Source organism: Ignavibacteriales bacterium (assembly GCA_026390775.1).
In the GTDB taxonomy this organism is placed as follows: Bacteria; Bacteroidota; Ignavibacteria; order Ignavibacteriales; family Melioribacteraceae; genus Fen-1258.
The window spans coordinates 522804-546738 of the sequence record JAPLFF010000003.1; the positions used below are offsets into that span (position 1 = coordinate 522804).

General features: G+C 34.7%; 25 protein-coding genes. 18 read left to right on the forward strand and 7 right to left on the reverse strand.

Annotation, left to right across the window (positions count from 1 at the left end; translation table 11 throughout):
- The first annotated feature begins 3 nt into the window (after positions 1-3).
- The 18 genes from plsX to NTZ27_02745 all read left to right on the forward strand — a co-directional run bounded on the left by plsX (position 4) and on the right by NTZ27_02745 (position 17163).
- The gene (gene plsX, locus NTZ27_02660) at positions 4-1032 is read left to right on the forward strand and encodes a phosphate acyltransferase PlsX (protein ID MCX6173635.1); all 1029 of its coding nucleotides are present in this window, start codon (positions 4-6) and stop codon (positions 1030-1032) included.
- Entirely contained in the window at positions 1016-2026 is a 1011-nt protein-coding gene (locus NTZ27_02665; protein ID MCX6173636.1) for a ketoacyl-ACP synthase III, read from the forward strand. The genes plsX and NTZ27_02665 overlap by 17 nt, the downstream gene beginning before the upstream one ends.
- Positions 2027-2941, forward strand: a complete 915-nt coding sequence (gene fabD, locus NTZ27_02670; protein MCX6173637.1) for an ACP S-malonyltransferase — start codon at positions 2027-2029, stop codon at positions 2939-2941. It abuts the gene before it with no gap.
- Positions 2941-3555 carry a DUF3109 family protein gene (locus tag NTZ27_02675; GenBank protein ID MCX6173638.1) on the forward strand — a complete coding sequence of 205 codons (615 nt, stop codon included), beginning with the start codon at positions 2941-2943 and terminating at the stop codon, positions 3553-3555. Before fabD ends, NTZ27_02675 begins: the two co-directional genes overlap by 1 nt.
- Positions 3542-4285, forward strand: a complete 744-nt coding sequence (gene fabG / locus NTZ27_02680) for a 3-oxoacyl-[acyl-carrier-protein] reductase (GenBank protein ID MCX6173639.1) — start codon at positions 3542-3544, stop codon at positions 4283-4285. The genes NTZ27_02675 and fabG overlap by 14 nt, the downstream gene beginning before the upstream one ends.
- Positions 4286-4327: 42 nt before the next feature.
- Positions 4328-4564: an acyl carrier protein gene (locus NTZ27_02685; GenBank protein MCX6173640.1), complete on the forward strand. Its 237-nt coding sequence runs from the start codon at positions 4328-4330 to the stop codon at positions 4562-4564.
- A gap of 76 nt (positions 4565-4640) precedes the next feature.
- A complete protein-coding gene (gene fabF / locus NTZ27_02690) occupies positions 4641-5885 on the forward strand; it encodes a beta-ketoacyl-ACP synthase II (GenBank protein MCX6173641.1) in 1245 nt (414 codons plus the stop codon).
- Between the two features lie 3 nt (positions 5886-5888).
- On the forward strand, positions 5889-6662 hold the full coding sequence (gene rnc / locus NTZ27_02695; GenBank protein ID MCX6173642.1) for a ribonuclease III: 774 nt from the start codon (positions 5889-5891) through the stop codon (positions 6660-6662).
- Between the two features lie 339 nt (positions 6663-7001).
- Positions 7002-7394 (forward strand): hypothetical protein, encoded by a 393-nt coding sequence (locus NTZ27_02700; GenBank protein ID MCX6173643.1) that lies wholly within the window; start codon positions 7002-7004, stop codon positions 7392-7394.
- A 104-nt stretch (positions 7395-7498) separates the two neighbouring features.
- Positions 7499-8002, forward strand: coding sequence for an ester cyclase (locus NTZ27_02705; protein MCX6173644.1), 504 nt, complete (start codon positions 7499-7501; stop codon positions 8000-8002).
- A gap of 133 nt (positions 8003-8135) precedes the next feature.
- The gene (locus NTZ27_02710) at positions 8136-8525 is read left to right on the forward strand and encodes a hypothetical protein (GenBank protein ID MCX6173645.1); all 390 of its coding nucleotides are present in this window, start codon (positions 8136-8138) and stop codon (positions 8523-8525) included.
- Positions 8526-8905: 380 nt separating this feature from the next.
- The gene (locus NTZ27_02715) at positions 8906-10735 is read left to right on the forward strand and encodes an AAA family ATPase (GenBank protein MCX6173646.1); all 1830 of its coding nucleotides are present in this window, start codon (positions 8906-8908) and stop codon (positions 10733-10735) included.
- A 339-nt stretch (positions 10736-11074) separates the two neighbouring features.
- Complete coding sequence (locus tag NTZ27_02720; GenBank protein MCX6173647.1) at positions 11075-11320, forward strand: ribbon-helix-helix domain-containing protein; 246 nt, start codon at positions 11075-11077, stop codon at positions 11318-11320.
- Positions 11305-11643: a type II toxin-antitoxin system PemK/MazF family toxin gene (locus tag NTZ27_02725; protein MCX6173648.1), complete on the forward strand. Its 339-nt coding sequence runs from the start codon at positions 11305-11307 to the stop codon at positions 11641-11643. Before NTZ27_02720 ends, NTZ27_02725 begins: the two co-directional genes overlap by 16 nt.
- A gap of 138 nt (positions 11644-11781) precedes the next feature.
- Positions 11782-14673, forward strand: coding sequence for an aminomethyl-transferring glycine dehydrogenase (gcvP, locus tag NTZ27_02730; protein ID MCX6173649.1), 2892 nt, complete (start codon positions 11782-11784; stop codon positions 14671-14673).
- Positions 14670-15095 carry a CoA-binding protein gene (locus NTZ27_02735; GenBank protein ID MCX6173650.1) on the forward strand — a complete coding sequence of 142 codons (426 nt, stop codon included), beginning with the start codon at positions 14670-14672 and terminating at the stop codon, positions 15093-15095. The genes gcvP and NTZ27_02735 overlap by 4 nt, the downstream gene beginning before the upstream one ends.
- A 9-nt stretch (positions 15096-15104) precedes the next feature.
- Positions 15105-16451, forward strand: a complete 1347-nt coding sequence (locus NTZ27_02740) for a hypothetical protein (protein ID MCX6173651.1) — start codon at positions 15105-15107, stop codon at positions 16449-16451.
- Positions 16429-17163, forward strand: coding sequence for an RsmE family RNA methyltransferase (locus NTZ27_02745; GenBank protein ID MCX6173652.1), 735 nt, complete (start codon positions 16429-16431; stop codon positions 17161-17163). Before NTZ27_02740 ends, NTZ27_02745 begins: the two co-directional genes overlap by 23 nt.
- On the opposite strand, the gene NTZ27_02750 is transcribed toward NTZ27_02745, so the two are convergent.
- The 7 genes from NTZ27_02750 to floA all read right to left on the reverse strand — a co-directional run bounded on the left by NTZ27_02750 (position 17147) and on the right by floA (position 23934).
- Positions 17147-17959, reverse strand: coding sequence for a purine-nucleoside phosphorylase (locus NTZ27_02750; GenBank protein ID MCX6173653.1), 813 nt, complete (start codon positions 17957-17959; stop codon positions 17147-17149). The genes NTZ27_02745 and NTZ27_02750 overlap by 17 nt on opposite strands.
- 5 nt (positions 17960-17964) lie before the next feature.
- Positions 17965-19317 (reverse strand): NupC/NupG family nucleoside CNT transporter, encoded by a 1353-nt coding sequence (locus NTZ27_02755; GenBank protein MCX6173654.1) that lies wholly within the window; start codon positions 19315-19317, stop codon positions 17965-17967.
- A 14-nt stretch (positions 19318-19331) separates the two neighbouring features.
- Complete coding sequence (locus tag NTZ27_02760) at positions 19332-19904, reverse strand: thymidine kinase (protein MCX6173655.1); 573 nt, start codon at positions 19902-19904, stop codon at positions 19332-19334.
- Complete coding sequence (gene cdd / locus NTZ27_02765; GenBank protein MCX6173656.1) at positions 19901-20344, reverse strand: cytidine deaminase; 444 nt, start codon at positions 20342-20344, stop codon at positions 19901-19903. The genes NTZ27_02760 and cdd overlap by 4 nt, the downstream gene beginning before the upstream one ends.
- Before the next feature lie 89 nt (positions 20345-20433).
- The gene (locus tag NTZ27_02770) at positions 20434-22428 is read right to left on the reverse strand and encodes an ATP-dependent helicase (protein MCX6173657.1); all 1995 of its coding nucleotides are present in this window, start codon (positions 22426-22428) and stop codon (positions 20434-20436) included.
- Positions 22428-22946, reverse strand: coding sequence for a hypothetical protein (locus tag NTZ27_02775; protein ID MCX6173658.1), 519 nt, complete (start codon positions 22944-22946; stop codon positions 22428-22430). The genes NTZ27_02770 and NTZ27_02775 overlap by 1 nt, the downstream gene beginning before the upstream one ends.
- Positions 22939-23934, reverse strand: a complete 996-nt coding sequence (gene floA / locus NTZ27_02780) for a flotillin-like protein FloA (GenBank protein MCX6173659.1) — start codon at positions 23932-23934, stop codon at positions 22939-22941. Before floA ends, NTZ27_02775 begins: the two co-directional genes overlap by 8 nt.
- Position 23935: the final 1 nt, after the last annotated feature.

A 23935-nucleotide genomic window follows, 5' to 3' on the forward strand; every position in this document is an offset into this window, starting at 1 on the left:
TAGATGACAGAACTAAAATTAGAAAAATGTAAGATTGCAGTTGATGCTATGGGGGGCGACTATGCCCCTAAGCATGAAATCCTTGGCGCTATTGCTGCAATGAAGGAAGATAAAAATTTCGATCTGATACTTGTCGGTGATAAGGAAAAAATATTAAAAGTTGCCCACCAAGAAAAGATTGAACTTGATGAGAAACTAATCTATCACGCTTCACAAGTAATTGAGATGGGCGATAAACCTGTAGATGCAATAAAATCGAAACAGGATTCATCATTGGTAATAGGTGCAAAATTAGTCAGAGATAAAAAAGCACATGCATTTGTAAGTGCAGGCAATACCGGTGCTGTTGCAGCTGTATCAACTCTTATAATCGGCCGGATAAAAAATGTAGAGCGTCCAACGATTGGAAGTTTTATACCAAGTGAAACCAACGACACATATCTTTTTGATGTAGGTGCTTTTGTTGATGTGAAACCTCAACATCTATTAGAATATGCCATTCTTGCATCAATATTTGTTAAAGAATTACACGGAATAAAGAGTCCTTCAGTTGCTTTGTTAAATGTTGGTGAAGAAGATGAAAAAGGCAATAAGCAAGTAAAAGAAACTGCTGAGCTGTTAAGAAAATCTGAACTGAATTTTATTGGGAATATTGAAGGAAGAGATATACTCAAAGGGAAAAGTAACATTGTTATTTGTGATGGTTTCGTTGGAAACATCATCTTAAAATTTGGAGAAAGCGTTCCTTCGTTCATGAAGTATCTCCTAAAACAACACGCTGAAAAAAATATTTTTGAAAAAATTAAGATCGGATTATTCAAAAATACTCTCAAGAAAGCGTTGAGTCCTCTGAATCCTGACCTTTACGGCGGCGTACCGCTTTTAGGTGTTAATGGAATAAGTATTATTGGTCACGGTTCTAGTTCACCTTTAGCAATTAAAAATATGATTCTTCGTGCAAAAGAAATGTACGATAAAAATTTAATCAAGAAATTTGAGGAAGCATTAAAGACTTATGCAATCAAAAAATAAAAAAATATACAATGCAGCAATAACTGCTGTCGGGATGTATGTACCGGATAAAATTTTAGATAACAAATACTTTGAAAGTATTGTTGACACGAATGACGAGTGGATTGTATCGCGAACCGGGATCCGTGAAAGAAGGGTGATGGAAAACGGTGCTACCAGTGATATGGCTGTTTATGCAATACAAGACCTTTTCAAAACAACAAAAGTTAAACCTGAAGAGATTGATGTAATCATTGTTGCTACTGTTACGCCTGATATGTTTTTCCCGGCAACTGCATGTTTGGTTCAAGAAAAAATCGGTGCAACAAAAGCTTGGGGATTTGATTTATCAGCCGCTTGTTCGGGATTTTTGTTCGCATTGCAAACCGGCGCAAGTTTAATAGAAAGCGGGACATATAAAAAAGTTATTGTAGTTGGATCGGATAAGATGACAGCGATTACAGATTACACCGATAGAAACAACTGTATTCTTTTCGGTGACGCTGCATCTGCAGTATTGTTAGAACCAACAGAAGATTTGAAATATGGAATTAAAGATTCTTTGTTGTATGTAGATGGATCAGGTAAAGAAAGTTTATACATGAAAGGTGGTGGAAGTTTGAATCCTCCTTCACATGAAACCGTTGATAAGAAGATGCACTATATATATCAAGATGGAAAAGCTGTTTTTAAAGTTGCTGTAATAGGAATGGCTGATATTTCTTTTGAAATAATGGAGAAAAATGGTTTGAAGGGTGAAGATGTAGCTTATCTAGTCCCGCATCAAGCAAATTTGAGGATCATAGATGCTACTGCAAAAAGAATGGGAATTTCGAAAGACAAAGTTATGATTAACATTGATCGTTATGGTAACACAACTGCGGCAACAATTCCATCATGCTTAACAGAATACTATCGCGCGGGTAAAATAAAAAAAGGTGATAATCTAATTCTATCTGCTTTTGGTGCCGGTTATACTTGGGGCGCGATCTATTTGACTTGGAGTATGGATTAATTGGGCAAGAAAGCTTTCATATTTCCCGGACAAGGTTCTCAATATGTAGGAATGGCGAAAGATCTATATGAGAATTCTGTTGAAGCCAAAGAAATGATAAAAATTGCAGAAGATGCAGCCGGAGTTTCTCTTTCACATTTAATGTCTAACGGTCCTGAAGAAGCTCTTAAACAAACTGATATTACACAACCGGCAATTTTTGTTCATAGCGTTATTCTTGCAAGTATAATGAGAACATTAGAGCCGGATATGGTTGCCGGGCATTCTTTAGGTGAGTACTCTGCATTAGTAGCAGCAAAAGCAATCCAATATTATGATGCTGTTGCACTTGTTCGGTTACGCGGCAATTCAATGTTACAAGCCGGAATTGATAAGCCGGGAACTATGGCAGCAGTTGTTGGTTTACAAGCAAATATATTAGAAGAAATTTGCCAAGAAGCATCTGAAAAAGGAATTGTCCAGTGTGCAAACTTTAATTCACCGGGACAGATTGTTATTTCAGGTTCAGTTGAAGGCGTTCATGCTGCAATGGAAATCTCTAAAGCAAAAGGCGCTAAACTTGTAAAAGAATTAGTGGTAAGCGGTGCTTTTCATTCACCGTTAATGAGTAGTGCAAAAGAAAGCTTAAAATTAAAATTGGATGTAACTCCTATTTACGATGCAAAGATTCCAGTTTATTCCAATGTAACTGCTAAACCGGTAACAAGAAGCAAGGAAATCAAAAATTTACTTTATCAGCAATTAGATCATCCGGTTAGATGGGAAGAAACAATTACAAATATGATTAACAATGGCGCTGATGAATTTTATGAAATAGGTCCAGGTAAAGTATTACAAGGACTGGTTAAACGAATTAATCATGATGTGAAAATATTCGGCATAGATAAATATTCCGATGTTGAAAGGTATCTTTAATGCAGACTAAATTTGAAAAGATTATTAACGGGATGTATATAGATCCTCTGATCTTTACACAAAAATTTGTTAAGGGATGTGATGTTTGTATTTGTTCCGGGGAATGCTGCTACTATGGAGTATATATTGATAAAAAAGAATATGAAAAGATCATGTCTGAAAAGGATAAGATCATTAAACATATGGATGATTCCCAAACAAAAAGTCCTGAAAACTGGTTTGAAGAACCGCAAGCTGATAATGATTTCCCATCAGGTATAGCAGTTGGTACAGAAGTTCATAACGAAAAATGTGTTTTTCTTGATAAACAAGGTTTCTGCACACTTCAAAAAATGGCTATGGCGGCGGGAGAATTGAAGTGGAAATATAAACCGCTATATTGTATATTATTTCCATTAGTAATCTCGGAAGGCGTCTTAACTGTTGATGATGAGCATTTGAACGATATGCATTACTGCAGTAAACTCGTTAACCAAATTTCAACAGTTTATGATTGTTGCAAAAATGAACTCAAGTTCTTACTTAGTGAGAAAGGATTCGAGGAATTAGATATTTATCGTAAAGAATATTTTGAAAAAATAGATATTGACGGATCAAAGATTGAAGCTGCTTAATAAGAAAGCGATAGTTACGGGAGGAACCCGAGGCATAGGAAAAGGAATAGTTAAAGAATTAGCGCAAAACGGCTGCAGCGTTGTATTTACATATTTTAGTTCAGATGAATCTGCACGTGCAATCGAAAAGGAATTATCTTCTGATTCAGTTAAAGTATTCGGATTTAAAGCAGATGCTTCTTCTTTTTCTAGTGCTGAAGATACTGTTAAATTTACGATTGAGAAGTTGGGCGGTGTTGATATTTTAGTAAATAATGCCGGAAGAACTAAAGATACTTTAATGCTTAGAATGACTGAACAAGATTTTGATTCAATAATTAATGCGAATCTAAAAAGTGTTTTTAATTATACAAAAGCTGTTTTGAAACTTATGATTGGACAACGTTACGGGAAAATAATTAATATTAGTTCGGTTGCTGGTTTAGTTGGAAATGCAGGACAAGCAAACTATGTTGCTTCAAAAGCCGGAGTAATAGGACTAACTAAATCGAATGCAAGGGAATTGGCGTCTAGAAATATTAATGTTAATGTTGTCGCACCCGGTTTTATTGAAACGGATATGACTGATAAATTAAACGATCAACAGAAAGAAGCGATTTTATCTAATATCCCTATTAAGAGACTTGGTAAACCGGAAGATGTTGCCAAAGCTGTTATTTTTCTTGCAAGCAGCGAATCAGATTATATCACCGGACAAGTTTTAACCGTTGACGGCGGAATGGTAATGTAATTTTTAAATGATTATTAATTCAACAAATAAAAAGGAGCTAAGATGGACGTTGAAGTAAAAGTAAAAGAAATCGTAATGGATAAACTCGGTGTTGAAGAATCACAAGTTGTTCCGGGTGCTTCATTCACAAACGATTTAGGTGCAGATTCTCTAGATATAGTAGAACTTGTTATGGGTTTCGAATCTGCTTTTGATATTTCAATTCCTGATGAAGATGCAGAAAAAATTTCTACTGTTGGCGATGCAATAAAGTATTTGAAAGAAAAATTAGGTAAATAAATTTAGTTAAGACCACGGAGATGATCCGTGGTCGTTCTTTAATCCATCCGTTAAATCCTAAAAATAGGGATCGTATATGAGTAGGAAAAGAGTTGTTGTAACCGGTATTGGTGCTTTAACTCCGATTGGCAATAACACTCAAGAATTTTGGGAGGGATTAATCTCAGGCAGAAACGGAGCCGGTCCTATAACAAAATTTGATCCGTCTGCATTCAACACACGTTTTGCTTGTGAAGTGAAAAATTTCGATCCGCTTAAATATGTAGATAAAAAAGAATTAAGAAGGATGGATCCATTTACACATTACTCTTTAGCTACTGCAGCAATGGCTATGGAAGATTCAAAATTAGACCTCTCTAAAATTAATTTGGAAAGAGCAGGTGTAATTTATGGAAGTGGTATCGGCGGAATGGTAACCTGGGAAGAAGAACATACCGCATATATGAACGGTGGACCTAAACGAGTTAGTCCTTTCTTTGTTCCCAAAATGATTCCCGATATTGCAGCCGGACAAATTTCTATTAAATATGGTTTCAAAGGACCTAATTATGCAACAACTTCTGCATGTGCAACTTCATCTCATGCAATATCTGATGCATTTATTTTGATTCAACGCGGTTCTGCTGAAATTATGATAACCGGCGGAGCTGAAGCAGCGATAACTCAAATGGCAATTGCGGGATTTAATGCCGCTCGTGCACTTTCAACCTGGAATGACCGTATGATGGAAGCATCACGTCCGTTTGATAAAGACCGGAATGGATTTGTTATGGGTGAAGGTTCAGGTACTATTGTATTAGAGGAACTCGAACACGCACTTAAACGCGGTGCAAAAATCTACGGAGAAGTTGTCGGTATTGGTCTAACCGGAGATGCTTACCATGTAACTGCGCCTCCTCCGGGTGGTGAAGGTGCCGTACGTTCTATGAGAGAATGTTTAAGAGATGCCGGTGTTGAACCTATTGTAGTTGATTATATAAATGCGCATGGTACTTCAACAGAACTAAATGATCTTAATGAAACAATTGCAATTAAAACCGTTTTTGGCGATCATGCTAAAAAACTTGCTGTCAGTTCCACTAAATCTATGACCGGACATTTATTAGGCGCGGCTGGTGCAGTTGAAGCTATTGCAACTCTGCTTGCAATTAAAAACAGCATTATTCCTCCTACAATAAACTTTAAAGAAGCTGAACCGGAAATGGATTTAAATTATACTCCCAATATAGCTGTTAAGAAAGAGATCAATTACGCTATTAGCAATACATTTGGCTTTGGCGGACATAATGCGTCTTTACTATTCAAAAAGTTTGTAGGATGATTTTTGTTTGGAAAACTGTTAGATAGGTTTTTCTTTTTTCAAAGAAGAAAATATTTTATTGATCCGGAACTAAGAACTAGATTTCAGAAGAACTATACAATCCTAAAAAAAATTCTCGGTTTTACACCACGTAATAAATCCTATTTCATCAAAGCTCTCACACATAGTTCCTATCTTGAGTTATATCCCGAACTTTCTAAATCGAATGAACGCTTGGAATTTTTAGGCGATTCCGTTTTAAGTATGATCGTTGCTAATTATCTCTTTGAAAATTACAGGAACGAAGAAGAAGGATTTCTTACAAAATCGCGTGCGGCTCTTGTTAACCGTGAACACTTATATATTACAGCGCAAGAAATAGGTTTAGATAAGATTATTCTTTACAATGAAAAATACTTGCGGGATTCGATGGAGGGAATGCAGACAATATACGCAGACGGACTTGAAGCCTTGATTGGTGCAATCTTTTTAGATCAAGGTTTAAGTAAGACTGAAGAATTTGTGATTGAAAGGATAATTAAGCCGTATGAAGTGGATCAAAATTTTTTGATTGACACAAACTATAAAGGACAATTGCTGGAATATGCTCACTCAAAAAAGCTTCAGCATCCGCGTTATATTATACGATCTGAAGAAGGTCCTCCGCACAAAAAAGATTTTATAATTGATGTCTTTTTAGGAGATGAATTATTTGGAACCGGAAACGGTAGAAACAAGAAAACGGCTGAGCAGGAAGCTTCTATGAATGCTATGCAAAAATTAAAAACAGAAGATTGAATAACACTCTGAGCTGTTAGCAATTAGCTTTTAGCTTAGAGTTTTAAGCTGAACGCTAATAGCTGAGTGCTATTAAATTTTCCTTTTTCTGGAGAATATTAAGAAATCATATTTGACTTACTTGAACAATGGAGAAAAGAGAATTGGAATTATGTTATATTCACTAAAAGAGAAGTATCTATTATTAAATGTGATTCAATTCTTTCAGATTAATTTATTGAATAGACTTAAATCATGAAAAAAACTTGTGTGATCATTGTTATTACTATTTCCCTATTAATCTGTTCAAACGGAATAGAGGGACAAACAAATCAAACAAAACTCAATCAGGTCGAATTGATGAAACAGTTTATTGGCTCTTGGAAAGTTGAGAGGTCCACAGACACAACTTTCTTTTGGTATGCGGAATCTTATGGAACTGGATTGGTAGGAAATTATAAAACAGTGACCAATGGGAAAACAGTTTCGGAAGGGAAATTCCTTCAGGGATATGATAAAAGTACTGATAAAAGTATTTACGTTGAAGTGGATTTAGGAAAGGATATTGAGATTAATGCAACCTGGTTTATATCAAATACTAAATATAAATACCTTCCATTTAGTGATATTTCAAATTTTGAAAAGGCATCTTATAAAATCGAGGGTGAATTTATATCTCCCGATATGTTTGTAGAAACTACGATAAGAAATAACAAAACCACTCTAATTGAAACTTATACACGGATAAAATGACTTAATTAAAATCAATGCCCCGCGATTTAACATTTCAGGGCATTTATATTCTGAGCTGCCAGTTAGCGGCAACGTAGTTAAGCAGATTCTATAGAGGTATAATTATGAAACCCGAAAATATTTATTTGATTCTGATTTTTCTTTCTGTTTTACTTTTTAGTTGTACTCAATCAAAACCAGAAAAAGAACTTGCTTCACTTTTAGACAAATATGTTGAGTTTTGGAATACTGGTAACTTTTATGAAATTGAACTGGTCTTACATCCAGAGTTTGAGTTAAGGATGTCGCCGAAATATGAACCTGAAAAAGGCATTGCTCTTTTTAAGGAGAGTGTCGCAAAATGGAGGAAGGCATATCCTGATTTTCACATTGAACTAAAAGAAAAATTTTTTACAAATGAACAAGCTGCTGCGATATGGGAAATTACAGCTACTAACAGTGGTGAAGGATTGCATCCGCCTACGGGGAAATCCATCAAAGTCACTGGGATGAGCATTTTACATTTTTCAAAAGGTAAGATCAAAGATGAGTGGATCGCTTCCAATGATGTTTATTGGATGCAACAACTAGGTTTTGAATTCATCTCACCATTTAAAGCTGAAAAATAAAGTTCTGCCTAACCGCTTATAAGAGAATTAAGTCAATAGAAAATTACCCTGCTATCACTGTGCAACAGTGACAGCAAATGAAATAGATTTTTTCTTCTTCGCCCATTTAATTACATTATAAAAAGGTGAGATTATGAAAAATTTAATTCTGTCATCGGTATTTATTTTTATCTTTTCTTTGCTATTCATTAATTGCAATAATCCGAATTCAATTGAAGGCAAATCAAATCAATGGCTTAAGGGTCAGACAATCTCCACAAAGGTTACTTATGAGAAATATGGTTTTGTTGTTCTATTACATAACGAAACCGCGAAAGACTTTAATCTTATAAATGTTAAAATTACTTATTATGACAAGAACAAAAATGAAATGTTCATAAACCTTTCTGGTCTAAATAATATTTGGTTAGAATCAGGAAAGTATTTTGAATTTCCGCGCTATGGAACTGGTGAAGAGACTATTATTAAGGTCTCTATTTTGCAAAATGATAAAACTATAGAAATATTTTCGGTTACTTTTTAGTCTGCTTAATTATTCTCGGAATAAATCATTTCTTCTACAGTAACAGTACGATCGTGACAACGAGTGATTGTTGCAATTAACTTTAACTTAAAATCCTTTAGCTGAATGCTGATAGCTGAGTGCCGACCGCTGCTAACATTTTCCTTTTGAATAGCTTTTGTTTTTTATAAGTTGTAAACGCAATAAGGGGAATTCCGTAATGGGAAACCAAACAACAACTTCTTTTCTTCTAAACATTCACACGAATTGTACTTCGCAAGAATTAATATAGATTAGATTTTTTTATTAATAAAAAAATTGTTACTGGTTTACAGCGATATCGTTATATACTTGAATTATTTCTTTATCTTAATAAAATATTATTTACTTGGATAGACAGTATGAGAATAAAAAAGATTTGCATCAAAAATTATTTGCCAATTAAAAATTTTGAAATTGATGAATTAGATGATATAGTTTTAATTGCAGGTGCAAATGGTGTAGGGAAAACAAGATTAATCCAAGCTATTATTGGATATCTGCGTAATCCTAATACCAATCCAAATTACTCAATTGAAATTGAAGCTACTTCCAAAACAGAACAGACTGATTGGGGGAATAAAACACTTCTAAATCTATCTGATAATCAAGACCAGCGTTATTTCAATAGCACATTACAACATAATAGAAAAAGAAGAAATTTTAAAAGCAGTCTTTTATGTTATGAAAGTAATCGTCAAATTACAAAAGTTCAACCATTAGCTTTTACTTGGGAATATGCAGACCCATGGGAAGAAGATATAGGTTGGGATTTTTCTTTTAGTCCTTTTCAAAATAGATTCCAAGATACTTTACATTCATTATTTAGAAAAGTACAAAATCAGAAAACTTCGATTGCAAATAAAGCAATTCAACTTAAAGAAGAAGGCAATACTTCAATGCCGCTTAGCTTTTCTGATCCTCTTGAACCATTTAAGGAATCTTTTTACCAGTTATTGTCTCCCAAAAAACTCCAAGGCTTAAATATCCAAAATAATTCATTGTTAATAAAAGATGGAGAAAATACAATAACTGAAAACAATCTTAGTTCTGGAGAACGGGAAGTACTTAATATAATATTTGATTTTTTATTAAGAGACCCATCAGATTGTATAATATTTTTTGATGAACCAGAATTACATCTTCATCCTGAACTAGCCAATAAATTACTAAATACATTAAAAACGATAGGTAAAAATAATCAATTTATATTTTGCACTCATTCTGCAGAATTAATCTCAAGTAATCTTGATAATTCAATTGTATTCGTACAGCCCTTCAATAATGATACTGATAATCAAGCCGTCCTCATTTCGTTAGAAAATCAAACTTATAATGCCTTAAAAGCAATAGGACAATCAATTGGCGTAGTTTCTCTTGGTAAAAAAATAGTTCTTGTTGAAGGGACTACAGCAAGTCTTGATAAAAAAACTTATTTACAAATTCTAAAAGGAAGATTCCCGAATTTAGTGTTAGTCCCTTGTGAAGGGAAATATACTATTCAATCCTTTAGTAATATTGCAAATAATGTTTTAAATAAAACAGTTTGGGGTGTAGATTTTTTCCTTCTCTGTGATAGGGATGCTTACCCCGCCGAAATACGAGAGAAAATAAATAAAAAAGAATTACAAGATAAAATCAAGTCGTTAGACAAATATCATTTAGAGAATTATTTTTTAGACGAGAATATTATTGCAGCTATTTTTAAGGAAATGGAGAAAGAAGATTCTTGGTTGTGCGATCCTGAAAAAATAAAAAATGAATTGGTGAAAATTGCTCAACAAAGAATTTCTTATTCCGTGTCTTTGGCGGTATCAAAATTATTTAGAGATATTATTGGGAATATTGATATAATGCCAAGTAATTGCTCTAATTTGATCGTTCAAGATTTGGAATCAAAATTCGATGAAACGATAAACTCTGAATTGGAAAGAATATCCGACAGTTTGACAAAAGATTCTATAATTCCAACAATAAAAAAATATTATAAGGATTTTGAAGATTCATTATCTAACGATGAATGGAAAGCAAATATTCCAGGAAAACAGATTCTTAGCATTTTTACAAGTAAAGCAAAAATCGGGGAAGATAGATTTAAAACATTATATATTAAGAAAGCTTTTGAATCTACTGACAATCCTTTTAAGGATATCATTGAAATATTTAAAGGATTTTCTGAAAATAATATTTAAGTATATTCCTCAACTATCGCGATGAAACTGTGAAAGCAAGTGGATTAAATCATGCACCTAAAGAATAACTAAATTATTTATCCATTTTTCATCCTTCCGATTTTCATCTTTTACTTATATTTAAAAACAAAAATCTCACTTTTTACTAATCTATTTAATGTGAGAATCATTCCTCGACTGTCACTGTGCACCGTGACAACAAATGAAAGTTGTTTTGGCAATTGCTGCTTTGTTATTTTGTGCAGCACTTTAGTAGCCACATAGTTACCTGATAATTTGTTTTAGTAGAAGAAAAAAATTATTTTTGTGGTATTACAAATGGTAATACCGGAGGATAATATGGCAACAACATCTAAAATTGCTATTTCGATAGATAAAAAGATTCTGAATAGAATAGATAGATTAGTTGAAAAAAAAATGTTTACTAACCGAAGTAAAGCTATTCAAACTGCTATCGAAGAAAAAATAACTAAACTTGATAAATCCCGATTAGCGATTGAAAGTGCTAAATTAAATAAAGCCGAAGAGCAACAATTATCTGAAGAAAATATAAAAGTAGATTTAGCAGAATGGCCAGAATATTAAGAGGTGATATAGTCTGGGCAAATCTGGACCCAACAATAGGAAACGAACAAGCCGGGAAAAGACCGGTTTTGATATTAAGCCATACCATATTTAATGAGAATTCCGGAACTGTTATAGCCGTAGCTTTAACAAGTAAAGAACAAATAGCTGGATTTCCACTTACTCTCGAAATCAATTCTAAAAACCTACCGAAGAAATCTTGGATAAAAATTAGTCAAATAAGAACATTGTCGGTTAATAGATTAGGCGAAAAAATTACTCATCTTAAAGAAGATGAATTAATTAATGTAATAGAAGGACTTAATGAAATAATTGGCGGCTAACATGTTGCCTAACGTTCACTTAAAAAATCCTTAACCATAAGATCTCTCAACTTTTCTGCCTTCCGGTTTTTATCTTTTACTTATATTTGAAAACAAAAATTTCACTTTTTACTAATCAAATTAATAAGAGAATCATTTATGAATAATTTTGAGTTTTATGATAAGTTCGTTGACCGCCACGTTGGTCCAAATGAAGAAGAGATTTCTAAAATGTTATTTGCAATTAGTGTTTCATCTCTTGATGAGTTAATTGATAAAACTGTTCCATCATCAATAAGACTAAAAGAAAAATTAAAACTCGATCCGCCGCAATCCGAATTTGAATTTATGAATCACCTAAAACAAATTGCCGGCAAGAACAAAGTATTTAAGAATTACATCGGACTCGGATATTATCCAACCATCACTCCCGGAGTTATTAAAAGAAATATTTTAGAAAATCCGGGCTGGTACACACAATACACTCCGTACCAGGCAGAAATTTCTCAAGGCAGACTTGAAGCACTGTTAAATTACCAAACGATGATTGTTGATCTTACTGCAATGCCGATAGCAAACGCTTCATTGCTTGATGAAGCAACTGCCGCCGCAGAAGCAATGACAATGTTCTACTCGCTCCGCAAAACTGCAAAAAAGAACGCAAATGTATTTTGGGTATCTGAAAAAGTATTTCCTCAAACAATAGATGTTCTTAAAACACGTTGCGAACCATTAGGAATTCAATTAAGAATTGGTAATCATAAAAATTTAGAACTCACGGATGATATTTATGGAATACTAGTTCAATATCCGTCTGCAGACGGCGAAGTTTATGATTACACGGACTTGTTCAAACAAGCAGAAGCTAAAGGAATATTAAAAGCAGTAGCGGCAGATCTTTTATCGCTTGCGTTATTAACTCCTCCGGGAGAATTCGGTGCTGATGTTGTGCTGGGTTCAACACAGCGTTTCGGTGTGCCAATGGGATTTGGCGGTCCGCACGCTGCATACTTTGCTACTAAAGATGAATACAAAAGACAAATTCCGGGTAGAATAATCGGCGTATCAATAGATTGCAAAGGAAGACGTGCACTGCGCATGGCTCTCCAGACACGAGAACAGCACATCAAACGTGAACACGCTACAAGCAACATTTGCACTGCACAGGTTCTTCTTGCAATCATGGCGGGAATGTATGCAGTTTATCATGGACCGAAAGGAATAAAAGCAATTGCCGACCGTATTCATAAATTGACTTCTCTATTAGAACATTCTCTAAAAAATATTGGAATCAAACAAACGAATAAAAATTATTTCGATACTTTAAAAATAGAATTGAACTCATCTTTTGAATCAGAACAAATAAAATCAGAAGCCTTAAAGAATGAAATTAATTTTAGATACTTTGGTGAAAAGGCGATTGGTATTTCTATTTCCGAACAAACAACAATTAATGATGTAAATCAGATTGTAAAAATATTCTCAACGGCTCTTAACAAAGCTAATGATGAGAAAATAAATATTGCTGAAGCTCAAATCGTAAATCGTAATTCACTAAATCGTAAATCCAGTTTCTTAACACACCCGGTTTTTAATTCTTACTACTCAGAAACAGAAATGCTTCGCTACATCAAAGGATTGGAGAAAAAAGATCTTTCGCTAACTACCTCAATGATTCCTCTCGGTTCATGTACTATGAAATTGAACGCATCGACAGAAATGTTCGGAATCGGTTGGTCTGAATTTGCAGAACTGCATCCTTTTGCACCGCTTAATCAAGCGGAAGGATATTTGCAGATCTTCAAAGAATTAGAAAATGATTTAGCGAAGATGACCGGATTCAATTCCGTTTCTCTTCAGCCGAATTCCGGTGCGGCAGGCGAGTATGCCGGATTAATGGTAATACGTGCCTATCATAATTCACGCGGAGATCATAACCGAAATGTTGTTCTGATTCCATCATCTGCACATGGAACGAATCCCGCAAGCGCAGTTATGGCAGGAAGTAAAGTTGTTGTTGTTAAATGCGATGATCACGGAAATATTGATATGCCGGATTTAAAAGCAAAGGCAGAACAATACAAAGAAAATCTTTCAGCTTTGATGGTAACATATCCATCAACTCACGGAGTATTTGAAGAAGCGATAGTAGAAGCGTGCAAAATAATTCATCAAAACGGCGGATTAGTTTACATGGATGGCGCAAACTTGAATGCACAACTTGGTTTAACAAGTCCGGGATATATCGGCGCCGATGTCTGCCATTTGAATCTTCATAAAACTTTTTCAATTCCTCATGGCGGCGGCGGACCGGGAGTTGGACCGATCGCAGTTGCAAAACATTTATCGCCATTCCTTCCGGGGCATACATTAGTAAAAGTTGGCGGAGAGAAATCTATAACAGCAGTTGCTGCAGCGCCGTGGGGAAGTGCAAGCATTCTAACTATTTCTTATGCATACATAAAAATGATGGGTGCGGAGGGATTAACTCATGCAACTAAGGCAGCAATTCTTAATGCAAATTATATTTCGGCAAAGTTAAACAAATATTATCCGGTGCTCTACACGGGTAGTAATGGATTTGTTGCTCATGAACTGATTTTAGATTGCCGTCAACTTAAAACATCATCTAATGTTGAAGTTGAAGATATCTCAAAAAGATTAATGGATTACGGATTCCACGCACCAACTGTTTCTTTCCCTGTTCATGGGACGCTTATGATCGAACCAACGGAAAGCGAATCGTTGTATGAACTCGACAGGTTCTGCGATGTGATGATTTCTATTAGAAAAGAAATTGAAGATGTTGAGAAAGGAATTATGGGTAAAGAAGATAATCCGTTAAAGAATTCTCCGCATACTGTAGATGATGTAGTGAACGATGTATGGGAACATTCCTATTCACGAGAGCAAGCAGCATTTCCAAATGCTCAGGTTAAACTAAATAAATTCTGGCCGAGTGTTGGAAGAGTAAACAATGCTTACGGAGATAGAAATTTAGTTTGCAGTTGCGTACCAATTAGTGAATACGTTGAGGAAAAAGTAAAATGAACGATGAACAAGAGCTAAAAGAGATATGCAAAATTCTTTCTGAAGCGAAAACTATTGCTGTAATTGGTTTATCGGATAATCCGGATAGAACAAGCAGACAGATTGCAGAATTTCTTGTTGATAAAGGTTACAAAGTTGTTGGTGTTAATCCTAAAATAAAAAAGAGCGGAGAGATTGATGTATATCCAAGTCTCTCTGATGTTCCTTTCGAAGTTGATATTGTTGATGTCTTTAGAAGATCAGAAGATATTCCGGAAATTATTCCTGAAGTACTTAGGAAAAATCCTAAAACACTTTGGCTTCAGCAAGGCATCAGAAATGATGATGCAGTAAAACCGGTTATTGAAAAAGGTATCTATACTATTCAAGATAAATGTATTGCAGTCTATTATAGTTTGTGTAAACCATTTCGAAAAAATTAATTCCACTAAATGAACTTTCATTTCCAACTTAAATATATTTTAGCTGTAATTTCTTTTGCGTGCTTAATCCAGAATTATTTGTTTGCCGTTGGACCGGATTCACTTTTGATAAGAAACGAAGAAACAGTAAAAATTGATTCGATCAGAATAGTTGGGAACGAGACGACAAAAGATTTTATTATCCTTCGTGAATTGACATTTAAAATCGGCGATAGTGTCTCTGGTAAAACATTACGCTTTAACCGCGAGAGAGTTTTTAGTCTTCGTCTTTTCAATCAAGTTGAATTCAAATTAGAAAAAGCAGAAAATAAAAATATACTTGTAATACAGTTAACAGAGAGCTGGTATATATACCCGCTTCCGTTGTTTAGATTACAAGACCATGATTTTAAGAAATCAACATATGGTGTAAATCTATCTTACAGAAATTTTCGCGGAAGAGACGAATCCTTACGTGCAGCAATTGGATTCGGGTATGATCCTTTTTACTCGTTTAATTATGAAAATCCGTCTTTAAGTTATGAAAACGGAATTGGTCTATCATTTGCTTTTGCGTATGTGAAGAGTATAAACAAAAGCGAGAATGCAAAATCAATTATTGGAGAAGATTACACAAACAAAATATATCTCCAAAGTATTTCGATAAGTAAAAGATTTAATCAATTTAATATTGGATTTTTTACAATTGGATTTAATTATATCGAAACTCCTTATTCTCAACCTGGAATAACTGCTTCAGGGAAAAATATAGATAGAGTTCCTTTCGCTGGTTTAAGTTACATATACGATTCACGCGATCTAAAACAGTTTTCAGAAAATGGTTTATATACGTTTGCGTCGTTCACTCATAACGGATTTTCGATAAATGATATCAGCTATAATCAATTCATCATTGATTTTAGAGAGTATAGAAAAATAGTTGATGATTTTGCTGCTAAGTGGCATGTAAAGTATCAAACTGCATTCGGCAATGTTGTACCGTTCTATGATTACTCTTATCTGGGTTATTTTGATTATGTGCGAGGACATTTTCATGACGTTCGTGAAGGTAAAAGTTTTATTTTAACTTCGCTTGAAACTAGTTACCCCATTTTAAAGGAGTGGAATTTTCATGTTAAGATTCCTTTCTTGCCTGAGAAACTAACATCTGCACGAGTTGGAATTTATCTAACAAGTTTCTTTGATGCAGGTAATGCTTTCGATAGGTATGATAAATTAGCAATTAAGAATTTTTATTATGGTTACGGTTTTGGAATTACTTTATTGTTATTACCTTATAACGCAGTTAGATTTGAATACGCAGTTAATGAAAATGGAAAAGGAGAGTTTGTAATTGGGACAGGATTTTCTTTCTGATGTAGAACTTTACTGCACTTCACATTCAATTATTGATGATGTAATTCTGATTGATGGAGAAGAGGCACATCATATCACTCACGTTATGCGTCACTTTAAAGGTGATAGTATTCATATAACTGATGGTAACGGTTCAATTTATAAATCAGTTATTTCAGAAATCGGTAAAAGAAATGTTTTGGCTAAAGTAATCGAAAGAATTCAATATGAGAATAAATTTAGTAAAATCACTTTTTGTATTCCAAGATTAAGAAATATTGACCGCTTTGAATTTGCTTTGGAAAAATGCATTGAATTAGGAATTACAAATTTTATTGTTTTCGATTCTACCAGAACAGTTGCAAAAGGAGAAAAGATAGAACGCTGGCAAAAGATTATACTCTCTGCAATGAAACAATCACTCCGTGCCTGGCTGCCGAAAGTATCTTATGTAAAAAGTATTGATGAATTGTACAAACTAGATGGAACGAAAATTCTTTTCGATCAAAATGCAGAAAAAACTTTTCAATCAATTCTCAACCTGCCTGCCGGTAGGCAAGGTTCTCAATTCTCAATTGGCAATTATTTTTTCATCTTCGGTCCCGAAGGAGGATTTACGGAAGAAGAGAGTAGAGTGATGAGTGATGAGTGCAGAGTGAAATTGACTGATAATCGTTTAAGAAGTGAAACAGCAATTATTACTGCGGCATCAATACTTACAACAACTCTATAGTTTTTTTGATGAGCCGTTCAAAATCTTTTTTAACCATCTCAGCCGTTTCCATAACTTCATTGTGAGAAAGTTTTTGCGGCGAGAGTCCGGCTGCAAAATTTGTAATACATGAAACCGCTGCCACTTTTAAACCGAGTGAAGAAGCATAATACGCTTCGTGAACAGTTGACATACCTACTGCATCTCCGCCAAATTTTTGAATCATCTTTATTTCAGCCGGAGTTTCATAGCTTGGTCCTTTTGTTAACCAATAAACACCTTGTCGCAGAGATATTTTTTCTTCAAGAGCCGCACATATAATTTTATTATTCATTTCGGAAGATGGGAAATCTAAAAATGAATTTTTCTGTTCAAGATTAGCCAAACCTACTAATCCGGTCAATTCGGATTTTATGTTAACTCCGTTAAACGAAGTTGCAAGCATAAGATCGCCGGGTTCAAAATTTTGATTAACTCCTCCGGCTGCATTTGTTAAAATTATTTTCTTACAATTTAATTTTGAAGCAACATGAACTGGCAATACACATTGCGATAAAGAATATCCTTCATAAAAATGAATTCTTCCCTGAACGATCAGTAATTTTTTATTTTCATATTTTGAAAAGTGGAGAAAACCTTGATGACCTTGAACTGTTGATTTAGGATAATTTGGAAGGGAAGTAGTTGATATTGATTTTACAGTTTCAACTTTATCGGCAAAATCACCGAGTCCGCTTCCGAGGACAATACATATTTCCGGTTCAAATGGAATTTGTTTTGCTACAGCTTCAACTGTTTCGCGGTATTTAGCGTTCATATTTATCATTGAACAAGAATACCTGCAAGTGTTGCAGTCATTAATGTAGCCAGTGTTCCGCCAAGAACTGCTCTCAATCCAAGTGCTGCAATATCTTTTTTCCTTGAAGGTGCAAGTGGACCGATGCCGCCAATCTGAATTGCGATTGAAGAAAAATTTGCAAACCCGCATAAAGCATAAGTTGCCATCATCATTCCTTTTGCACTCATGCCGCCGGCTTTAATAATTGTTGTTAAATCTAAGTAAGCTACAAATTCATTTAGAACAACTTTGGTTCCGATTAAGCTTCCAAAATGAAAAGCATCATTCCATGGAACACCAATTCCAACTGCTAGGTATCGTAAAACAATTCCAAATATCAATTGCATAGAAAGAGGTGCACCAAAAGTAGCTTTCAAATAATTGTTAATACCTACCAAATCACCAAAGCTTGTGAACAAATAATTCACTAATGCAATCAATGCAATAAATGCAAGAAGCATTCCCGCAACATTTAATGCTAATTGCAAACCATCACCAGCACCTGTTGCTACTGCCTCAATTACGTTGGATGCATTCTTTTCCACTTTTAATTTTACTGTACCGCGTGTAACCGGTTCTTCAATTTCAGGATAAATAATTTTTGCAATTACAAGTGAAGCAGGTGCTGCCATACAACTAGCTGCAAGTAATTGAATAGCAAACTTAATCTGTGCATCCTGGATCGAGATTTTATAAACTTCCGCAAAAGCCTGTCCAAGTATTTGAATATAACTTGCCATTACACCGCCGGCTATTGTAGCCATTCCTCCAATCATAATTGTAAGGATTTCTGAGTTTGTCATTTTTTCAATATATGGTCTAATCAATAGTGGAGCTTCAGTTTGTCCGACAAAAATATTTGCCGTGTTGGATAAAGATTCGGCTCCGCTAGTTCCCATTAATTTTGCCATTACCCATGCCATTCCTTTAACAACAAGCTGAAGAATTCCAAGGTAGTATAGAAGTGAAGTAAGTGCAGATACGAAAATTATTGTCGGTAAAACTTGAAAAGCAAAATAGAAACCTAGACTTTCCGGGCCATAACTAATAGCGAGTTTACCAAATACAAATTTAGATCCTTCCATTGTGAACCCGAGCAAGCTGACAATTGCAGTACCTAACCAATTGATTGCATCTTTAGGCCAGCCAAGTGGGAAGAACCAGCTTCGTAATGTTTCGCTATGAATAATAAAAATCGCGAAGAGAACTTGTAATCCAATTCCGGTTGCTACAAGTTTCCAATTAATTCTTTTTTTATTGTTTGAAAAGAGAAAAGCTATTCCAAGTATTAGTATTATTCCGCCAATACCTCTTAGAAGAGAAATAAAAAATTCCATTTAGGTCCTCAGATTTATTCGGGAATGTAATGACATTTTCTGCATCGCGCTTCATAACTATCGGAGGCACCGACGAGAACTCTTTCTGTTGAAACTATTTTACGTTGTGTTTTATCGGCGGGATTTCCGCACACAACACAAATTGCTAAAGTTTTAGTAATGTATTCTGCAACTGCAAGTAATTGCGGCATTGGTTCAAAAGGAACTCCACGATAATCTTGATCGAGCCCGGCAACTATAACTCGTTTACCTTGATTTGCCAATTTATTGCAGACTTCTACAAGTTCGTTATTAAAAAATTGTGCCTCATCAATTCCAACAACTTGTGCTTCATCCGAGAGAGTTAATATTTCATTTGGTGAATCTACAAGAATTGATGGCAATGATTGATCGCTGTGAGAAACAATTTCACTATCGGAGTAACGGATATCAATTTTTGGTTTGAAAATCTTTGTATTGAGTTGTGCTATTTTTGCTCTTCGTAATCTTCTAATTAATTCTTCTGTTTTTCCACTGAACATGCATCCGGCTATTACTTCGATCCAACCGGTATTTTTTGGAGATGAATGAGGTGTGAATTCTGTCATGGTTTTAGAAATTCCTCGCCAAATGAATAGGGAAGTAATTCATCGAGAGTTGTTTGTTTATATTCTCCCTTTTGATTGATCATATATACCTGAAGATTTTTTCCGCACAATTCCATTAAAACTTGTCTGCAAGCGCCGCAAGGAGAAATATAATCTTCTGAATCGCCAGCGATTGCAATTGCTTCAAATTCTCTTTCACCTTCAATTATTGCATTGAATGCTGCAGTTCTCTCTGCACAAATAGTTAATCCGTAAGATGAATTTTCAATATTAGCACCAAGAAATATTTGACCGCTTTTTGAAAGTAATGCAGCTCCAACGTGAAAATTGGAATAAGTGGGCAAAGCTTTGCTTTTTGCATCTATTGCTTTTCTGACTAATTCTTTTGCGTCAAACATTTTTTTACTTCTATTTTCTTTATTGCAAGATAATTGATAGATAATTGAAATGGAATTTATTTTTAATAAAAAGAAATCAGAAATAAGAATACAGAATTATCATACTAAAATTCATAACTCATAAATAATAATTATTCTTCAAGAAGCCATTGCTCAGCAGTATCTTCATTTATTCCTTCGATAAAGCGTGAAGGTTTGGCAAATGTAATTCCTTTGGCGCGATCGAAAATGTGCATCGGGTAACAAACATATAGATTTTGTTTCGCACGTGTGGAGGCAACATACATCAAGCGTCTTTCTTCTTCGAGAGTTTCTAGTTTATCAAATGATTGGGAAGAAGGGAAGAATCCGTCAAGAGCATGAATGATAAAGACCGAATGCCATTCTAAACCTTTTGCCGAGTGAATAGTAGAAAGAGTGAGAAATTCATTTTCTTTATCCGGAGCTTCAACTTCAGCAACACTATCTTGCGGCGGATCTAATGCCATATCGGCAAGTAGACTATTAAGACTTTTATAATTTTGTGATATGTTCATAAAAATATCTAAATCTTTTTTGCGTTTATTGAAGTCATCATATTTTTCCATAAAGAGCGGTTCGTAATATTTATAAACAAGTTCGGCTTTATCTGCAGGTAATTGATTCTTAGTTGATATATTATGAATCAATTTGAATAGATTAAAAATCTTATCGTTATATTTTTTTGAAACAGATTTCTCCGGTTCAGATTTGATAGTAATTTGTGAAGTCGCCAATTCATCCATGATCTGCTGTGCTTTCTTAGGTCCAATTCCTTCGTGCAAAAGAAGAACGCGGTACCAGCTTACAAAATCATTTGGATTGGTCGCAATTCTAAGAAACGCTAACATATCTTTAACGTGAGCGGTCTCAATAAATTTCATTCCACCAAATTTTAGGTAAGGCACATTTGCTTTGTTCAATTCAATTTCAAGATCGAATGAATGATATGATGAGCGGAATAAAATTGCAATATCATTTAGAGGAACACCTTCTTCACGTAGTTCTAAAACTCTTTCAACTATAAAACGCGACTGCATACTTTCATTTGCGGAAGAGACTATACCCGGTAGTTCACCGCCTATCTTTCTTGTAAAAAGATGTTTCGGATATTTTTCGATTGCATGTTCAATAATGTGATTGGAAAAATTTAATATTTCTTGAGTGCTTCTGTAATTTTCTTCAAGTGTGATCAATTTTACATTTTTAAATAGTTTTGGAAACTCCATAATATTTCTGAAGTTAGCTCCACGGAAGGAATAGATAGATTGCGAGTCATCACCAACCACCATAATGTTCTGATTAACTTGAGTGAGTCCTTGAATTAACTCGGATTGGATTTTATTTGTATCTTGATATTCATCAACCATAACAAATTTAATTGTTGATAGAAAAGATGTTGCAGCCGGACTAAGTTCAAATAAAAAATTACGCAGATAGATCAATAAGTCGTCATAATCGAGAAGAGTATTTTTCTTTTTATATGATTGATATACTTTTTGAATATTTAAAAACTTATCAAGATAATCTGCAAAGTGAGGATAATCTTCGTTTAGTATATCTTCAATCGTTTTCTCTGTATTTGCACTTAGACTTAGAACTTTGAAGATCGTGGCTTTGTTAGGAAATCTTTTTTTGTGTTGAGACAGATTTAATTGTGCGCGTATTAGATTTATAACATCTTCACTATCGCTTTGATCGAGTATTGTAAAGCCATTATCAATTCCAACTGCTTTTGCATATTTACGAAGTGTAAGATTAGCAAATGAATGAAAAGTACCGCCGTTAATTTTAGAACAACGGTTATCCAGAAGGATAGCCGCCCGGTCAAGCATTTCTTTTGCGGCTTTACGTGTAAATGTTAGAAGAAGAATTGATGCGGGATTATATCCAAGTTCTGTTAATCTTGCAACGCGGTAAACTAGTGTTCTTGTTTTTCCGCTACCAGCACCGGCAATTACAAGATAAGCGCCTTCTAGTGCAGTTACAGCTTCGTACTGTGCGGCATTAAGTTGTTCACGGTAGTTAATATGAAATTTAGATTCATCAATTATTGAACTGCGGGCGGGGATTTCTCCAACTTTCTTAAGAACATATTTCTTGGTCATTATCTGCGGATTGCTTTGGGCTTATTAATTATTTCGGAGATCAAATATAGTTCTCGCAGCGATGCCGGATTTTTTATTTTTTGTTTTATATCCATTGTCCTACGATTAAAACTAAATCCAACTTCATAAGCTATATGTGGTTCATCCGAAAGAGTTTTGGTTTGTTGAGCTTCAAGCGAAATAAGTTTATCGTAATTAATATCCGGGATATTTCTCTTTTCAGAATCTGACACTTTTTCGATCTCAGGTAAGTCAATCTCTAAATTACCAGGATAATTTCTCTGCGGTAAATTTTCATATTCATCACCAGACTTTGGAATTTTTAAACCGAATAGATCCTGAAGAATATCTGTTGTTGAAGAATACTGAGGTTGGGGAGAAGCTTTGGTATTTGCTTCTCCCGTTTCATTCCTCGGAAAATTGTTCTGTGGCCTTTGCGGTTTCTTTTTGCCAAAGAGAGAATTAATAATCGTATAAATGACAAAAAGAAAAATCAGTAACTGAAATATATTATCCATTTGTGTCTTTATTCTTTTTGTCTTCCGGTTTAGCAATCGCATTTCTCATTTCAGTATCGGATTGAATATTTCTAAGATTGTAATAATCCATAACACCAAGATTTCCTTTATGAAATGCATCGGCGATAGCTCTAGGAATTTCCGCTTCAGCTTCAACAACTTTAGCACGCATACGTGCAACTTCGGCGCTCATTTCTTGTTCTAGAGCAACGGCGGCAGCGCGTCTTTCTTCTGCTTTAGCACGTGCAACTTTTAGATCGGCTTCTGCTTGATTGGTTTGTAAAATTGCGCCAATGTTTGAACCAACATCCACGTCGGCAATATCAATCGAAAGAATTTCATAAGCGGTTCCGGCATCCAATCCTTTTGCTAATACAACTTTTGAAATTTTATCCGGATTTTCCAAAACTTCTTTGTGAGAATTACTTGAACCGATTGTTGAAACAATTCCTTCTCCAACTCGTGCAAGAATTGTTGCTTCACCGGCACCACCGACTAATCTTTCAAGATTAGTTCGGACTGTTACTCTTGCCATTGCTTTCAACTGAATACCATCTTTTGCAACACCGGAAACAAGCGGCGTTTCAATTACTTTTGGATTCACAGACATTTTCACTGCTTCCAAAACATCTCGTCCGGCCAAATCAATTGCAGCTGCTTTAGAAAATTCTAAATCCAAATTTGCTTTGTTTGCAGAGATCAAAGCATTTACAACTTTAGTTACATTACCCCCTGCAAGAAAGTGAGCTTCTAAAAGGGAAGTGTTTAATGGAATTCCGGCTTTGGTAGCAGCTATTAAATTACGGACGATCACTTGAGGTGAGACTTTTCGTAATCGCATTCCAATCAGATCTTTGAAGATTTTTAATGTTACTCCGGAAAAGTATGCGGTAATAAACAAACCGATCGGAACGAAATACAAAACCATAATAAGAATAAATACGGCAACAATAATCACCAATATTGATACACCTGTCAAAGCTTCCATT

Excerpts from the sequence above, each read along its gene's own strand:
- plsX (MCX6173635.1), top strand. The coding sequence starts at position 4 with ATGACAGAACTAAAATTAGAAAAATGTAAGATTGCAGTTGATGCTATG.
- NTZ27_02755 (MCX6173654.1), bottom strand. The coding sequence starts at position 19,317 with ATGGAATTTTTTATTTCTCTTCTAAGAGGTATTGGCGGAATAATACTA.
- NTZ27_02675 (MCX6173638.1), top strand. The coding sequence starts at position 2,941 with ATGCAGACTAAATTTGAAAAGATTATTAACGGGATGTATATAGATCCT.
- gcvP (MCX6173649.1), top strand. The coding sequence starts at position 11,782 with ATGAATAATTTTGAGTTTTATGATAAGTTCGTTGACCGCCACGTTGGT.
- NTZ27_02740 (MCX6173651.1), top strand. The coding sequence starts at position 15,105 with ATGAACTTTCATTTCCAACTTAAATATATTTTAGCTGTAATTTCTTTT.
- NTZ27_02710 (MCX6173645.1), top strand. The coding sequence starts at position 8,136 with ATGAAAAATTTAATTCTGTCATCGGTATTTATTTTTATCTTTTCTTTG.
- NTZ27_02725 (MCX6173648.1), top strand. The coding sequence starts at position 11,305 with ATGGCCAGAATATTAAGAGGTGATATAGTCTGGGCAAATCTGGACCCA.
- floA (MCX6173659.1), bottom strand. The coding sequence starts at position 23,934 with ATGGAAGCTTTGACAGGTGTATCAATATTGGTGATTATTGTTGCCGTA.
- NTZ27_02750 (MCX6173653.1), bottom strand. The coding sequence starts at position 17,959 with ATGAACGCTAAATACCGCGAAACAGTTGAAGCTGTAGCAAAACAAATT.
- NTZ27_02760 (MCX6173655.1), bottom strand. The coding sequence starts at position 19,904 with ATGACAGAATTCACACCTCATTCATCTCCAAAAAATACCGGTTGGATC.
- NTZ27_02665 (MCX6173636.1), top strand. The coding sequence starts at position 1,016 with ATGCAATCAAAAAATAAAAAAATATACAATGCAGCAATAACTGCTGTC.
- NTZ27_02735 (MCX6173650.1), top strand. The coding sequence starts at position 14,670 with ATGAACGATGAACAAGAGCTAAAAGAGATATGCAAAATTCTTTCTGAA.
- NTZ27_02720 (MCX6173647.1), top strand. The coding sequence starts at position 11,075 with ATGGCAACAACATCTAAAATTGCTATTTCGATAGATAAAAAGATTCTG.
- fabF (MCX6173641.1), top strand. The coding sequence starts at position 4,641 with ATGAGTAGGAAAAGAGTTGTTGTAACCGGTATTGGTGCTTTAACTCCG.
- NTZ27_02715 (MCX6173646.1), top strand. The coding sequence starts at position 8,906 with ATGAGAATAAAAAAGATTTGCATCAAAAATTATTTGCCAATTAAAAAT.
- NTZ27_02770 (MCX6173657.1), bottom strand. The coding sequence starts at position 22,428 with ATGACCAAGAAATATGTTCTTAAGAAAGTTGGAGAAATCCCCGCCCGC.
- NTZ27_02685 (MCX6173640.1), top strand. The coding sequence starts at position 4,328 with ATGGACGTTGAAGTAAAAGTAAAAGAAATCGTAATGGATAAACTCGGT.
- NTZ27_02775 (MCX6173658.1), bottom strand. The coding sequence starts at position 22,946 with ATGGATAATATATTTCAGTTACTGATTTTTCTTTTTGTCATTTATACG.
- NTZ27_02705 (MCX6173644.1), top strand. The coding sequence starts at position 7,499 with ATGAAACCCGAAAATATTTATTTGATTCTGATTTTTCTTTCTGTTTTA.
- NTZ27_02700 (MCX6173643.1), top strand. The coding sequence starts at position 7,002 with ATGAAACAGTTTATTGGCTCTTGGAAAGTTGAGAGGTCCACAGACACA.